The sequence below is a fragment of the Thalassotalea sp. G20_0 genome (assembly GCF_017744175.1).
Lineage (GTDB): Bacteria > Pseudomonadota > Gammaproteobacteria > Pseudomonadales > Endozoicomonadaceae > Endozoicomonas.
Genome location: NZ_JAGHQV010000077.1, coordinates 1 through 14,367 on the forward strand (window position 1 = coordinate 1; position 14,367 = coordinate 14,367).

9 protein-coding genes and 1 pseudogene are annotated in these 14,367 nt (G+C 47.8%); 4 read left to right on the forward strand and 6 right to left on the reverse strand.

Going from position 1 to position 14,367, the window contains the following annotated elements; genetic code table 11:
• A partial coding sequence (locus tag J7438_RS23405; protein ID WP_209278492.1) for an ankyrin repeat domain-containing protein occupies positions 1 to 580 on the reverse strand: 580 nt, incomplete at its 3' end.
• 215 nt (positions 581 to 795) lie between these two features.
• Between J7438_RS23405 and J7438_RS28495 the strand changes: the two genes are divergently transcribed.
• Together J7438_RS28495 and J7438_RS23415 are read left to right on the forward strand one after the other, a co-directional pair.
• Positions 796 to 915 (forward strand): DUF4277 domain-containing protein, encoded by a 120-nt coding sequence (locus J7438_RS28495; RefSeq protein WP_209278493.1) that lies wholly within the window; start codon positions 796 to 798, stop codon positions 913 to 915.
• Positions 916 to 996: 81 nt separating this feature from the next.
• Positions 997 to 1,986: an IS1634 family transposase gene (locus J7438_RS23415; protein WP_209278499.1), complete on the forward strand. Its 990-nt coding sequence runs from the start codon at positions 997 to 999 to the stop codon at positions 1,984 to 1,986.
• On the opposite strand, the gene J7438_RS23420 is transcribed toward J7438_RS23415, so the two are convergent.
• Positions 1,905 to 4,376 carry an ankyrin repeat domain-containing protein gene (locus tag J7438_RS23420; protein WP_209278494.1) on the reverse strand — a complete coding sequence of 824 codons (2,472 nt, stop codon included), beginning with the start codon at positions 4,374 to 4,376 and terminating at the stop codon, positions 1,905 to 1,907. The two genes, J7438_RS23415 and J7438_RS23420, sit on opposite strands and share 82 nt — an antisense overlap.
• Before the next feature lie 165 nt (positions 4,377 to 4,541).
• On the opposite strand from J7438_RS23420, the gene J7438_RS23425 reads away from it, so the two are divergent.
• Positions 4,542 to 4,727 (forward strand): hypothetical protein, encoded by a 186-nt coding sequence (locus J7438_RS23425; protein ID WP_209204586.1) that lies wholly within the window; start codon positions 4,542 to 4,544, stop codon positions 4,725 to 4,727.
• A 78-nt stretch (positions 4,728 to 4,805) separates the two neighbouring features.
• Here J7438_RS23425 and J7438_RS23430 read toward each other — a convergent pair.
• The 3 genes and pseudogenes from J7438_RS23430 to J7438_RS23440 all read right to left on the reverse strand — a co-directional run.
• Positions 4,806 to 4,919 (reverse strand): annotated as a pseudogene (locus J7438_RS23430) (ATP-binding protein); the annotation flags it as partial.
• 249 nt (positions 4,920 to 5,168) lie between these two features.
• Positions 5,169 to 5,315 (reverse strand): sigma factor-like helix-turn-helix DNA-binding protein, encoded by a 147-nt coding sequence (locus J7438_RS28500; protein WP_209278495.1) that lies wholly within the window; start codon positions 5,313 to 5,315, stop codon positions 5,169 to 5,171.
• A 91-nt stretch (positions 5,316 to 5,406) separates the two neighbouring features.
• The gene (locus J7438_RS23440; protein ID WP_209278496.1) at positions 5,407 to 11,277 is read right to left on the reverse strand and encodes an ankyrin repeat domain-containing protein; all 5,871 of its coding nucleotides are present in this window, start codon (positions 11,275 to 11,277) and stop codon (positions 5,407 to 5,409) included.
• Between the two features lie 172 nt (positions 11,278 to 11,449).
• Here J7438_RS23440 and J7438_RS23445 point away from each other — a divergent pair, with 172 nt between their 5' ends.
• Complete coding sequence (locus tag J7438_RS23445; protein WP_209278497.1) at positions 11,450 to 11,635, forward strand: hypothetical protein; 186 nt, start codon at positions 11,450 to 11,452, stop codon at positions 11,633 to 11,635.
• Between the two features lie 81 nt (positions 11,636 to 11,716).
• Here J7438_RS23445 and J7438_RS23450 read toward each other — a convergent pair.
• The coding region (locus tag J7438_RS23450) for an ankyrin repeat domain-containing protein (RefSeq protein WP_209278498.1) at positions 11,717 to 14,367 on the reverse strand (2,651 nt) is incomplete at its 5' end.

Here is a 14,367-nt window from a genome sequence, read left to right on the forward strand (position 1 = left end):
TGTGGCCTTGACGAGCAGCTTCGTGGAGAGCCGTATCACCATTGTTATTCTTGACATCAACTCGGATGCGCATGGGGGCAATTTCCTTAAATGCCCTGACGATCTCTGTGTGGCCATTACGAGCAGCCAAGTGGAGAGGCGTACAGCCATCGTTCATCTGTTCATTGACTGGGGATTGATAATTTTCCAGCAGCTCCTTGACGGACTCTATGTGGCCGTTCTGAGCGGCCATATGCAGGGGCGTAGCACCATCTGTATGTGTTTTGACATTGACATCCACTTTAAGCATTCGGGATTCACAATAAGGTAATTCGTCGTCATCGACGCTTTCCCCGCCCTTACGAATCAGTGGCAGTGCCGGTTGCCCGCATTCACTGCATCGGCGTTGATCAAGACTTGTTTCACCCTGCTCATCAAGGTGTCGGGTGATGCACCCCAGGTGGAAAACGTGGGGTTCCGGTTTGCAGGAGGTTTCGACCAGTGAGTGTCCACCAAATTGTCCTCTGATATGTTCGTCATTTATACAGATAGAAGAACAATTAAAGCGGACATCTGCCCCGTTTCTACCGACACCATCCATCGCTTTAGTCTGCCATTGACCCAAACTTTGGGTAGGACAAAAAATCAGCAGGGTAAGTTCCACAAAAAACAGAATTTTTAACAAGAAGATTGTCGTTTAAATCAAAAGTCAGGCACGGAACCAATTTTCATTAGACAGTAATCGTTTATCCGGAATACAAACAATGGCAACCAAAAATATCTGTCAAAGGATTGATCATATTCAGGAACATCGACATGTTGCCAGTTCAATACCAGTTTAAGAACCTGAACCACCTTGGCTTGGTTGCCGCTATGTGTCGGGAGCTAAAGATAGCCGAATACATCGATGCGCGTATAACTAATGACCGAAAATGAGGCTGGTATTCCAGTATTTATGGCACCTGCCAGTGGTAATGTAAACGACAAAACCTGTTTTAAGGAAATTATCAAAACCATCTGTCGTGTTTTAAGGCGGCTTTCAATAGTCGCTATCTGGTCGCTGATGCCGCCATGTACGTTGCTGAAACCCTCCAGCTGCCTGATGAGCAAAAGCAGCTGTTTATCTCTCGGGTGCCCCTGAATATCAACGACGCAAAGGAGCTGGTCGGCAAAGCGCCAGCCATGTCACTGGAGCCGGTTGAAGGTTATGAAGATTATTACTCGACTGAAGTGCCTTCTTGCTATGGAGAGGTTCAGCAACGATGGTTCTTGTTTCTCAACAAAAAGCGCAGGCTCAGTGAACAGAAAACACTGACCCGAAAGATGCAGAAGCAGTCACTGAAAGAGGCCCGTGATCTGGAAAAACTGGGTAAAAAAGTCTTTTTATGCCGGGACGATGCATTGAAGGCTTTTACCTTGTGGCAGAAACAATCGAAACTCTGCCAGAGTGCAACGGAGCTTGAGGTTACCGGTAAACCCTGCTATTTGGGCAAAGGACGGCCATCGACGGATAGCAAGCCCGACCACTTTGAATACTTTGTGCAGGCTGAATGCTTTGTTCCCTGTGAGAGAAGGGAGAATGCACAGGCCTCACTGGGTTGCTTCATCCCGGGTACCAATGAATTGGATCAGAATTGTATGAATGCCACGGAGCTGTTGTCTACCTACAAGTCACAACAACAGGTTGAGGGCGGCTTTCGATTCCTGAAAAGCCCGGACTTTCTGGTCTCTTCACTCTATCTGAAGAAAGCTGAGCGCATTGAAGCTCTGTTAATGGTGATGACACTGTGCCTGATGGTCTATGCTGCTATCCAGCACAGAATAAGGCACGAGCTGAAAAAGCAGAGCCGAGTATTTTCAAACCAGAAAAAGAAGCCCTGCCAGAATCCAACGGCGAGATGGGTGTTTTTCTGTTTCCAGGGAATCTATCCTTCTCTTTGCCAGGAGCGGTCAAAGTCCAGCAATGCCTGGATGGCCTCTGTTTGGCCTTTAAGAGCAGCGGCGTAGAGAGCCGTTTGGCCATTCTTATCCTTCTCTTTGGCCAGGGAGCGATCAAAGTCCAGCAATGTCTCGATGGCCTCTGTGTGGCCTTTAATAGCAGCGAAGTGGAGAGCTGTTTGGCCATCGTTATCCTTCTCTTTGGCCAGTGAGCGGTCAAAGTTCAGCAATGTCTGGATGGCCTCTGTTTCGCCTTTAAGAGCAGCGGCGTGGAGAGCCGTTTGGCCATTCTTTTCCTTTTCTTTGGCCAGTGAGCGGTCAAAGTTCAGCAATGCCTGGATGGCCTCTGTTTGGCCATTATAAATAGCGTAGTGGAGAGCCGTTTGGCCATTCTTATCCTTCTCTTTGGCCAGTGAGCGGTCAAAGTCCAGCAATGTCTGGATGGCCTCTGTGTGGCCTTTAGCAGCAGCCCAGTGGAGAGCCGTATGGCCAAAGTTATTTTTCTTTATGGCCAGTTTTTTGGCCAGGGAGCGGTCAAAGGCCAGCAATGTCTGGATGGCCTTTGTGTGGCCTTGTTCAGCTGCTCTGTGGAGAGCCGTCCAGCCATTGTCATCCATCTCTTTGGCCAGTGAGGGGTTAAAGTTCAGCAATGCCCGAATGGCCTCTGTGTGACCTTTAGCAGCAGCTTTGTGGAGAGCCGTCCAGCCATCGTTATCCTTCTCTTTGGCCAGTGAGCGGTCAAAGTCCAGCAATGTCTGGATGGCCTCTGTTTCGCCTTTAAGAGCAGCGGCGTGGAGAGCCGTTTGGCCATTCTTTTCCTTTTCTTTGGCCAGTGAGCGGTCAAAGTTCAGCAATGCCTGGATGGCCTCTGTTTGGCCATTATAAATAGCGTAGTGGAGAGCCGTTTGGCCATTCTTATCCTTCTCTTTGGCCAGTGAGCGGTCAAAGTCCAGCAATGTCTGGATGGCCTCTGTGTGGCCTTTAGCAGCAGCCCAGTGGAGAGCCGTATGGCCAAAGTCATTTTTCTTTATGGCCAGTTTTTTGGCCAGGGAGAGGTCAAAGGCCAGCAATGTCTGGATCGCCTCTGTGTGGCCTTGCTCAGAAGCTCTGTGGAGAGCCGTCCAGCCATTGTTATCCTTCTCTTTGGCCAGTGAGGGGGCAATGGTCAGCAATATCTGGATGGCCTCTGTGTGGCCTTTATCAGCAGCGTAGTGGAGAGCTGTATTGCCATTGTTGTTCTTAGCATTAACCATGACGCTGAGAACCTCCGGCTCTAGACAAGCCCTGGTCAGCAATGCCTTAACAGTATCAGTGCGGTCTTCAAAAGCAGCTAAGTGGAGAGCCGTGGCACCATCTTTATTTTTATAAATGGCCGTGGTGGGTGCAATGTCCAGCAATGCATTGACGGTCTCTGTGTGGCCTTGACGAGCAGCTTCGTGGAGAACCGTATCGCCATTGTTATTCTTGACATCAACCTGGATGCACATGGAGGCAATTTCCTTAAATGCCCTGACGATCTCTGTGTGACCATTACGAGCAGCTAAGTGGAGAGGCGTACAGCCATCGTTCATCTGTTCATTGACTGGGGTTTGATAATTTTTCAGCAGCTCCCAGACGGACTCTATGTGGCCGTTCTGAGCGGCCATATGCAGGGGCGTAGCACCATTTATATATGTTTTGACATTGACATCCACTTTCTTATCAAGCAGTTTTCTCAGGCACCCGGTTTGCCCCCAACAAGCGGCTAAATGCAGGGCTGTTTCGCCGTTATTATTGGTGGCATTTACGTTCGCTCCCTTTTCAATCAGTTTTTTCAGGCATGTTTTATCCCCATTGGCAGCGGTGATATGCAGCGGTGTTTGACCTTCCCCATCGGTGGCATCGATCTGTATCGGATCGTTCAGGTAATTGAAAAATTCCCAGTCACCTTTTCTGGCAGCAGTGTGCAGGGGCGTCTCACCCTGATGATCGGCGACATTGACATCGGCACCGTGGTCGATCAGAGTCCGGGCTAAATCCGTATGCTGGTGCTTTAAGGCGACATCTAACAGGTATTCAGAATGACCGGTGAGCGCCGAGCAGTAAGGCTGATTGGCCAACGTCTTGTCTTTGTCCAGATGCCAGTTCAGCTTTCTCAGATTACCGCTACGGCAGACATTAAGCATCCGGGATTCACAATAAGGTGATTCGTCGTCATCGACGCTTTCCCCGCCCTTACGAATCAGTGGCAGTGCCGGTTGCTCGCATTCAGTGCATCGGCGTTGATCAAGACTTGTTTCACTCTGCTCATCAAGAAGGTGTCGGGTGATGCACCCCAAGCGAAAAACGTGGCGTTCCGGTTTGCAGGAAGTTTCGACCAGTGAGTGTCCATCAAATTGTCCTCTGATATGTTCGTCATTTATACAGATAGAAGAGCAATTAAAGCGGACATCTGACCCATTTCTACCGACACCATCCATCGCTTTAGTCTGCCATTTGACTCAAAACTTCGAGTAGGACAAAAAATCAGCAGGGTTAGTTCCACAAAAAACAGAATTTTTAACAAGAAGATTGTCGTTTAAATCAAAAGTCAGGCACGGAACCAATTTTCGCTAGACAGTGATCGTTTATCCGGAATGCAAGCAATGGCAACCACAAATATCTGGCAACAGTTCAAGACGATGATTACTGAAGGGGCGCGGGTTGTAGCCACCATTACCGCTAATAACAGCAATGGTACCAGTCAGGCAGAGCTTCGGGATGGTTCGGTTATTACCGTCAAAGGTGAATCTGTGGGTGTTGGCCAGAAGGCATTTATTCAGAAGAGATAAAAGGTACTGCGCCGCGCCTGCGCATTCCGGAGTATTCGGCCACCCCTATCGAAGCGGAGCGACGAATCGGTTTGCAGCTTAGGATGCAGGTTCGGACTTTGCCAGTTTTGCCTGTTTCTTGCGCAGTGACTCACCCTTTAAAGGGACGCGGTGAGCGTTATGAATCAGCCGGTCCAGAATCGCATCTGCCAGTGCACGACGACAGGCGTTTTCAAGGCGTGCATCAACATAACTTTTTCCCAGCCTCATGATACCAAGGCAGCTGGATAGCCTTGAGTTCATCGAGCAGGCTGCGAATTGCCTTGTTCAGTGTCGGCAGGGTAAAGAATGCCTGATCAATTTGACTCCAGTCAGGCTGAGCCTGCTTGTTCGATGATGGTTTGACGGGGAACAATTGCTGCTCCAGCGTATGCTCATCAATCGATTCAGGCAGTGGCCAGGTCAGTTCAGTTCAGAAACCGAAAGCCGGGCCAGATAATCTTTAACGGTTGAGCGGGAGATATTGCAGCTTTGGGCTATCTTTCGCTCACTGAGGTGGTGCTCAAATTTGAGCCTGAAAACTTCACGAAGCTTAGTTTTACCCTTCAAATGAAAAAACCATTCAGGCAGATTTCAACGGTGAAGAGCTGTCGTTTACTTTGGAACTCTGGTGTTTATGAAATATTCTGGCTAATCTATTTTATTTAAAAAGCACCTTCAATGCTTCAGATAAATCTTTGAACTTTACCTGGCTACCGGTTGAGTTGATCTGTAAACGGGCGGGGCTGTTTGATGACTCAAACCGGTCAAATTCAATTTGAATTTTCTGATCGTTCTTGATGTTATGCAGTAAATGGATGGGGCCACTGCAAACCTCAAAATTATTTTCTGACAATGCTGTACCAATATCAGTTTCGTTTTCGTTGAGCCTTTTTAATTCGTTGCGAATTTTATTGATGGTGCTGTCGAATTTCCTGGATTTTATTTCTTCAGGTTGTTTTGCTGCTTCGCTATCAGGGTTTTCCTGCATTTTTCCTGCGTTTTTAACAACTTCCTCCTGAAGTTTTTCCTGAAGTTTTTTCTTACTAGTGTTAACAGCATCAGAAATTTTCTTAAGCAAGTCTTGTAAATCCGCATGTTCAAAAATTCCCCCAATAAAGTCTAATGGTATTTGACCAAAAGTATCTTTAATTGGAGCTACAAAAAAATCTCTCACCATTTTTGGCAGATCACAATCATCCAGACATAACTTTATATTCACACTGACTCTGGCTTTTGATTGCTCTTTTTTGTCAATACTTTTTGCCGTAAAATGGCATCCTTTATATTTACCCAAGAATTCAATAATTTTACCCTTAGTGCCTTCAATATGGAAAGGATAGCGATCCAGTGATAAATCATATAGTTCAGAGTCAGGTATAAAGTGTACGGGAACGTAGATTTGTTTCAGGTCTTTAGGATTTTTGGTATTGCGGTTTCCTCTAATTCCGGAATAGCCGAAAATTGCATCTTCATGGCTACCTTCAATGATTTTATCAAAAAAATCCTTTGCTAAAACAACAAAGGAGCTAACTTCAGGGCAAGGGATAAAATTCAATTCTGGATACTTTTTTTCAATTTCATCAAGACGCTCGACTAATTCTTTATCTATAAATACTTTTTCTTGATAGTGAATAGAACCATCTGATAAGCCAACTGGATTACTTTGACTGTGAGCATTTTCATTTTGGTAGTTGGTCTGATAGACTTGTTCTTCAAAACATTTTTTATATTTGTTGAGATAATACTTACCTTTATCTTTGCGTTCGCAGCCGTTGAGATTACTCCAGTCCTCCTGCAGAGCCTCTTGGCAAAGAGAGTGTTCTTTAGCCAAATCCCGGGGTTTATTTTTTTGCTTATCCTCAGCATTGATATTAACTGGGTGTTTTGTTTGGTCTAGCAACCCTATCAGGCACTGAATATTGTCTGCCTCGGCAGCCAAGTGTAATGGTGTCTTGCCTTGTTTATCCTCAGCATTGATCATAACTGTGTCTTTTGTTTCGTCTAGCAACCTTTTCAGGCACTGAATATTGTCTGCCTCGGCAGCCAAATGTAATGGTGTCTTGCCTTGTTTATCAGCAGCTTTGATTAATTTGGATAATTTTGTACGGTCTGGCAAGCATTTTGTATGGTCTAGCAACCTTTTCAGGCAATAAATATTGTCTGCCTCGGCAGCCAAATGTAATGGTGTCTTGCCTTCGTTATCTTTGAGATTAACGTCCACTTTTTCATCAAAGGAGAGTATGTGCTCAAGACATTCTTTATATCCTTGAACCTCCTGCGAACTATTGTGGTTCCAACATTTATCTATAACGACATAGTGCAAAGCAGCCATACCATTATTCTGGACTGTGTGATTGATATCTATTTTCTCGTTAAGCTTTTCATCAAAAATCTTTTGCAGGCAATCTTCTTTGCCATAAGCTGCAGCATACAGAAATAACCTCGAAAGCTGGTCGCTATCTAGTGTTATCATTTTGATTAGTTTTTTCAGGCACTCGTTTTTATTGTCATTATGAATAGTCAAAAGCAGTGGTGAAACCCCTTGTTTATTATTAATATGGAAATTATTATCTATGGTATCTTTTTTAAATATTTTTCCTTTTTCGTTGGTGTAGATCACATGCAGAAATCTTTTATTACCGTTATAAGCTGCATAGTGCAGCGGAGTATTATCGTCCTTGTCAGGTTTAATAATATCTTCTTTTAAAGATTTGTAATTTTCATTCAGCCAATTAATTCTATTCTCTGACATGGCTATACGATGCATTAGCGTTATACCTTTGTTATTTTCCTCACGCACATTAGCTTTAGCCTTTATCAGCTCTCTTACGCATGCATCAGTATCAGCCAGGAGCAGTGGCGTGTCACCATTTTCATCTTTAGCATTGATGCATTTTAATTCTTCTTTGGGCTCTTTCTTCAGTAGTAACTGAAGACAATTACTGTGCTTTTTCTCGGCTGCATAGTGCAGGGGTGTCCTCTTTTTATGATCTTGAAGATTGATGGATTTTTCCAAGCACCCTTCCCTTTTCGCTTTCTCCAGAAATTTTTCCAGGTAATTTTTGTGGCCTTTTTCTGCCGCGTAGTGCAGGAGTGTTTTACCGTCAGTTTCGTCCTTATCTTCCTCTTCCAAGCGTATCCTATTGACCAGTTTCTCTGTACTTTCGCTGTCATAATTTTCATCGATGGCTAATCGCAAGGCATGACTAATATTTGTGGGCGAGAAATGCTGAACTTTCTTACATAATACTTCCAGAAATTTCTCACCCTTGTCCTTGTTTAAAATTGCATAATGTAGCGGTGTTTTTCCACTGTTGTCAGTTTTGTTGATATTCGCTTTAGAGAATAGTTGTTCCAGACATGATTTGAAGCCCTTCTCAGCAACATAATGCAGCGGTGTTTTCCCACTGTTGTCAGTTTGGTTGATATCCTCTTCAGAGATTTCAGAGATTTCAGAGATTTCAGTAATCAGACGCATTTCTTTGCCCTGCTCAGCCAATTTGTGCAGAACTGATTTCCCAAGCTCATCAACGTCTTTGGTCTTCACTTCCCTGCGGTTCGGATATTCCTGCGGGTATACTATGCTATCCTCCTCAGCAGCAGAATCAGCCATAGCAGTTCTGTTTTCGCTGATAGCGGGAGACTCAATTGTTGACAGTTCCCGTGGTGCCGGGTCAGTATCCAGGCCTTCATTGAATGACTTTTTACGAAAGTCAACCGCAGTTTCACTATCAGTCGGGGCAGGATCGTTAGTGGCAACAGAGCCAGCCTGAGCTGTTTTGTCAGCTTTTTTGGTATCGTCGATCTTCACGTTGGTTGTGAGCGTACTGTTGTCTTTTTCATGATCGGCCCGGAAAACAACAAAGTTCTTTAATACCTTGACGGTCTCTTTTAAGCCCTTAGCTAAATTGAGCGCCGTTTCGCAATTCTTATCCTTAACTTTGGTCAGGGAGCGGTCAAAGAGCTGCAATGTCTGGATGGCCTCTGTGTGGCCTTTTTCATCAGCGTAGTGGAGAGCTGTTTTGCCATATTTATCCTTCTCTTTGGCCAGGGATGGTTCAACAAAGCCCAGCATTGTCTGGATGGCCTCTGTATGGCCTTTTTCAGCAGCGTAGTGGAGAGCCGTTCTGCCATATTTATTCTTCTCTTTGGCCAGGGAAGGGGCAATGGTCAGCAATGCCTGGATGGCCTCTTTGTGGCCTTCAGCAGCAGAGCAGTGGAGAGCCGTATTGCCACACTTATTCTTCTCTTTGGCCGGGGAGGGGTCAAAGTACAGCAATGTCTGGATGGCCTCTGTGTCGCCCCTGACAGCAGACCGGTGGAGAGCCGTTTCGCCAAACTTAGTTTTATCTTTGGCCAGTGAGCGGTCAAACTCCAGCAATGTCTGGATGGCCTCTGTGTGGCCTTTAGCAGCAGCCCAGTGGAGAGCCGTCCAGCCAATGTTACTCTTCTCTTTGGCCAGGGAGGGGTCAAAGGCCAGCAATGTCTGGATGGCCTCTGTGTGGCCTTTTTCAGCAGCGTAGTGGAGAGCCGTTTCGTCAAACCTATTTTTCTCTTTGGCCAGTGAGCGGTCAAAGGCCAGCAATGCCCGGATGGCCTCTGTGTGGCCTTTTTCAGCAGCTGTGTGGAGAGCCGTACGGCCAAGGTTATTTTTCTTTTTGGCCAGTGAGGGGTCAAAGGCCAGCAATGTCTGGATGGCCTCTGTGTGGCCTTTTTCAGCAGCTGAGTGGAGAGCCGTCAAGCCAATTCTATTATTCTCTTTGGCCAGTGAGGGGGCAAAGTTCAGCAATGTCTGGATGGCCTCTGTGTGGCCTTTTTCATCAGCGTAGTGGAGAGCTGTTTTGCCATATTTATCCTTCTCTTTGGCCAGGTCTTTGGCCAGGGATGGTTCAACAAAGCCCAGCAATGTCTGGATGGCCTCTGTATGGCCTTTTTCAGCAGCGTAGTGGAGAGCCGTTCTGCCATATTTATTCTTCTCTTTGGCCAGGGAAGGAGCAATGGTCAGCAATGCCAGGATGGCCTCTTTGTGGCCTTCAGCAGCAGAGCAGTGGAGAGCCGTATTGCCACACTTATTCTTCTCTTTGGCCGGGGAGGGGTCAAAGTCCAGCAATGTCTGGATGGCCTCTGTGTCGCCCCTGACAGCAGACCGGTGGAGAGCTGTTTCGCCAAACTTAGTTTTCTCTTTGGCCAGTGAGCGGTCAAACTCCAGCATTGTCTGGATGGCCTCTGTGTGGCCTTTAGCAGCAGCCCAGTGGAGAGCCGTCCAGCCAATGTTACTCTTCTCTTTGGCCAGGGAGGGGTCAAAGTCCAGCAATGTCTGGATGGCCTCTGTGTGGCCTTTTTCAGCAGCGTAGTGGAGAGCCGTTTCGTCAATCCTATTTTTCTCTTTGGCCAATGAGCGGTCAAAGGCCAGCAATGCCCGGATGGCCTCTGTGTGGCCTTTTTCAGCAGCTGTGTGGAGAGCCGTACGGCCAAAGTTATTTTTCTTTTTGGCCAGTGAGGGGTCAAAGGCCAGCAATGTCTGGATGGCCTCTGTGTGGCCTTGAAGAGCAGCTGAGTAGAGAGCCGTTTTGCCATTGTTATCCTTCTCTTTGGCCAGTGAGCTGTCAAAGTTCAGCAATGCCCGGATGGCCACTGTTTGGCCATTATAAATAGCGTAGTGGAGAGCCGTTTGGCCATTCCTATCCTTCTCTTTGGCCAATGAGCGGTCAAAGTCCAGCAATGTCTGGATGGCCTCTGTTTGGCCTTTAAGAGCAGCGGCGTGGAGAGCCGTTTGGGCATCGTTAGTATTCTCTTTGGCCAGGGAGGGGTCAAAGTCCAGCAATGTCTGGATGGCCTTTTTGTGACCTTTAGCAGCAGCTGTGTGGAGAGCCGTTTCGTCATCGTTATTTTTCGCTTTGACCAGCAGTGGGGAGCGGTCAATTTCCAGCAATGCATTGACGGTCTCTGTGTGGCCTTGACGAGCAGCTTCGTGGAGAGCCGTATCACCATTGTTATTCTTGACATCAACTCGGATGCGCATGGGGGCAATTTCCTTAAATGCCCTGACGATCTCTGTGTGGCCATTACGAGCAGCTAAGTGGAGAGGCGTACAGCCATCGTTCATCTGTTCATTGACTGGGGTTTGATAATTTTTCAGCAGCTCCTTGACGGACTCTATGTGGCCGTTCTGAGCGGCCATATGCAGGGGCGTAGCACCATCTGTATGTGTTTTGACATTGACATCCACTTTAAGCATTCGGGATTCACAATAAGGTGATTCGTCGTCATCGACGCTTTCCCCGTCCTTACGAATCAGTGGCAGTGCCGGTTGCCCGCATTCACTGCATCGGCGTTGATCAAGACTTGTTTCACTCTGTTCATCAAGGTGTCGGGTGATGCACCCCAGGTGGAAAACGTGGGGTTCCGGTTGGCAAGATGTTTCGACCAGTGAGTGTCCACCAAATTGTCCTCTGATATGTTCGTCATTTATACAGATAGAAGAACAATTAAAACGGACATCTGCCCCGTTTCTACCGACACCATCCATCGCTTTAGCCTGCCATTTGACTCAAAACTGTGGGTAGGACAAAAATCAGCAGATTGAGTTCCACAAAAAACAGCAAAAGAATTTTATTAACAAGACGTATGTCGTTAAATCCAAAAGACAGGTACGAAACCAACTTTCACAAGACAGTAAACGTTTATCCGGAATACAAGCAATGGCAACCACAAATATCTGGCAACAGTTCAAGGCGATGATTACTGAGGTGGCGCGGGTTGTAGCCACCATGACCGCTAATAACGGCAATGGCACCAGTCAGGCAGAGCTTCGGGATGGTTCGGTTATTAACATCAAAGGTGAATCTGTGGGTGTTGGCCAGAAGGCATTTATTCAGAAGAGATAAAAGGTACTGTGCCGAGCCTGGCGCAGTATGAAGTGGAGGTTTGAAATAATCAATAATCGGTTCTCCGCTCAATTTTATTGCTCACTTTAGAAGGTAGCCCGATGGTTGGGCTCCATAGTCTTCAAGAAGTTTCTTGCACTCTGTGCGGCCAAACATGATAGCCAGGTCGAGAGCCGTTTCGCCATATTCATCCTTCTCTTTGGCCAGTGAGGGGTCAAAGTTCAGCAATGTCTGGATGGCCTCTGTTTGGCCTTCACAAGCAGCGGCGTGGAGAGCCGTTTGGGCACTGTTATCCTTCTCTTTGGCCAGGGAGCGGTCAAAGTTCAGCAATGTCTGGATGGCCCCTGTTTGGCCTTTTTCAGCAGCTTTGTGGAGAGCCGTACGGCCAAGGTTATTTTTCTTTTTGGCCAGAGAAAGGTCAAAGGCCAGCAATGTCTGGATGGCCTCTGTGTGGTCTTTAAGAGCAGCTTTGTGGAGAGCCGTCAAGCCATCTCTATCCTTCTCTTGGGCCAGGGAGCGGTCAAAGTTCAGCAATGCCTGGATGGCCTCTGTTCTGCCCCAATAAGCAGCGTAGTGGAGAGCCCTTTGGCCACGGTTATCCATCTCTTTGGCCAGTGAGCGGTCAAAGGCCAGCAATGTCTGGATGGCCTCTGTGTGGCCTTTAGCAGCAGACCAGTGGAGAGCCGTATTGCCACACTTATTCTTCTCTTTGGCCAGGGAGCGGTCAAATTCCAGCAATGTCTGGATGGCCTCTGTGTGGCCTTGATAAGCAGCTGAGTGGAGAGCTGTTTGGCCATCGTTATCCTTCTCTTTGGCCAGTGAGGGGTCACAGTTCAGCAATGCCTGGATGGCCTCTGTTTGGCCATCATAATAAGCAGCGAAGTGGAGAGCCGTATTGCCAAGGCTACTCTTCTCTTTGGCCAGTGAGGGGTCATAGTTCAGCAATGTCTGGATGGCCTCTGTGTGGGGTTGACAAGCAGCGAAGTGGAGAGCTGTTTGGCCATCGTTAGTCTTCTCTTTGGCCAGGTCAAAGTTCAGCAATGTCTGGATGGCCTCTGTGTGGCCTTTAGCAGCAGACCAGTGGAGAGCCGTTTCGCCAAACTTATTCTTCTCTTTGGCCAGGGAGCGGTCAAAGGCCAGCAATGCCCGGATGGCCTCTGTGTGGCCATTAGCAGCAGACCAGTGGAGAGCCGTATTGCCACAATTATTCTTCTCTTTGGCCAGGGAGCGGTCAAAGTTCAGCAATGTCTGGATGGCCTCTGTGTGGCCTTGATAAGCAGCTGAGTGGAGAACCGTTTGGCCATCGTTATTCTTCTCTTTGGCCAGTGAGGGGGCAAAGTTCAGCAATGTCTGGATGGCCTCTGTCTGGCCTTCAAGAGCAGCCCAGTAGATAGCCGTCCGGCCAAGGTTACACTTCTCTTTGGCCAGTGAGGGGGCAAAGTTCAGCAATGTCTGGATGGCCTCTGTCTGGCCATTATAAGCAGCGAAGTGGAGAGACGTTCCGCCTGAGTTCTCCTTCTCTTTGGCCAGTGAGGGGTCAAAGTCCAGCAATGTCTGAATGGCCTCTGTCTGGCCTTTAAGAGCAGCGGTGTGGAGAGCCGTGCGGCCATTGTTATCCTTCTCTTTGGCCAGTGAGGGGGCAAAGTTCAGCAATGCCCGGATGGCCTCTGTGCTGCCCCAAATAGCAGCGAAGTCGAGAGCCGTTCTGCCATATTTATCCTTCTCTTTGGCCAGTGCGCGATCAAAGTTCAGCAATGTCTGGATGGCCTCTTTGTGGCCTTTAAGAGCAGCGGCGTGGAGAGCCGTTTGGGCATCGTTAGTCTTCTCTTTGGCCAGTGAGGGGTCAAAGTCCAGCAATGTCTGGATGGCCTCTGTGCGGCCTTTAGCAGCAGACCAGTGGAGAGCCGTATCGCCAAACTTATTCTTCTCTTTGGTCAGTGAGCGGTCAAAGTTCAGCAATGTCTGGATGGCCTCTGTGTGGCCTTTTTCAGCAGCGTAGTGGAGAGCCGTTTGGCCATTGTTATCCTTCTCTTTGGCCAGTGAGAGGTCAAAGTTCAGCAATGCCCGGATGGCCACTGTGCTGTCCCAAATAGCAGCGAAGTCGAGAGCCGTTCTGCCATATTTATCCTTCTCTTTGGCCAGTGAGCGGTCAAAGTTCAACAATGTCTGGATGGCCTCTGTGTGGCCGTTAAGAGCAGCGGCGTGGAGAGCCGTTTGGGCATCGTTAGTCTTCTCTTTGGCCAGTGAGGGGTCAAAGTCCAGCAATGTCTGGATGGTCTCTGCGTGGCCTTTATCAGCATCAGCAGCTTTGTGGAGAGCCGTCCAGCCATCGTTATCCTTCTCTTTGGCCAATGAGGGGTCATAGTTCAGCAATGTCTGGCTGGCCTCTGTGTGGCCTTTAAAAGCAGCGACGTGGAGAGCCGTCTGGCCATATTTATCCTTCTCTTTGGCCAGGGAGGGGGCATTGGTCAGCAATGCTTGTATGGCCCCGGTTTCGCCTTTATAAGCAGCGAAGTGGAGAGCCGTCCAGCTATCGTTATCCCTCTCTTTGGCCAGTGAGGGGTCAAAGTTCAGCAATGTCTGGATGGCCACTGTTTGGCCATTGTAAACAGCGTAGTGGAGAGGGATAGCCGTTTGGCCATTCTTATTCTTCTCTTTGGCCAGGGAGGGGGCAATGGTCAGCAATGCCTTGATGGCCTTTGTGTGGCCTTTACGAGCAGCTAAATGAAGAG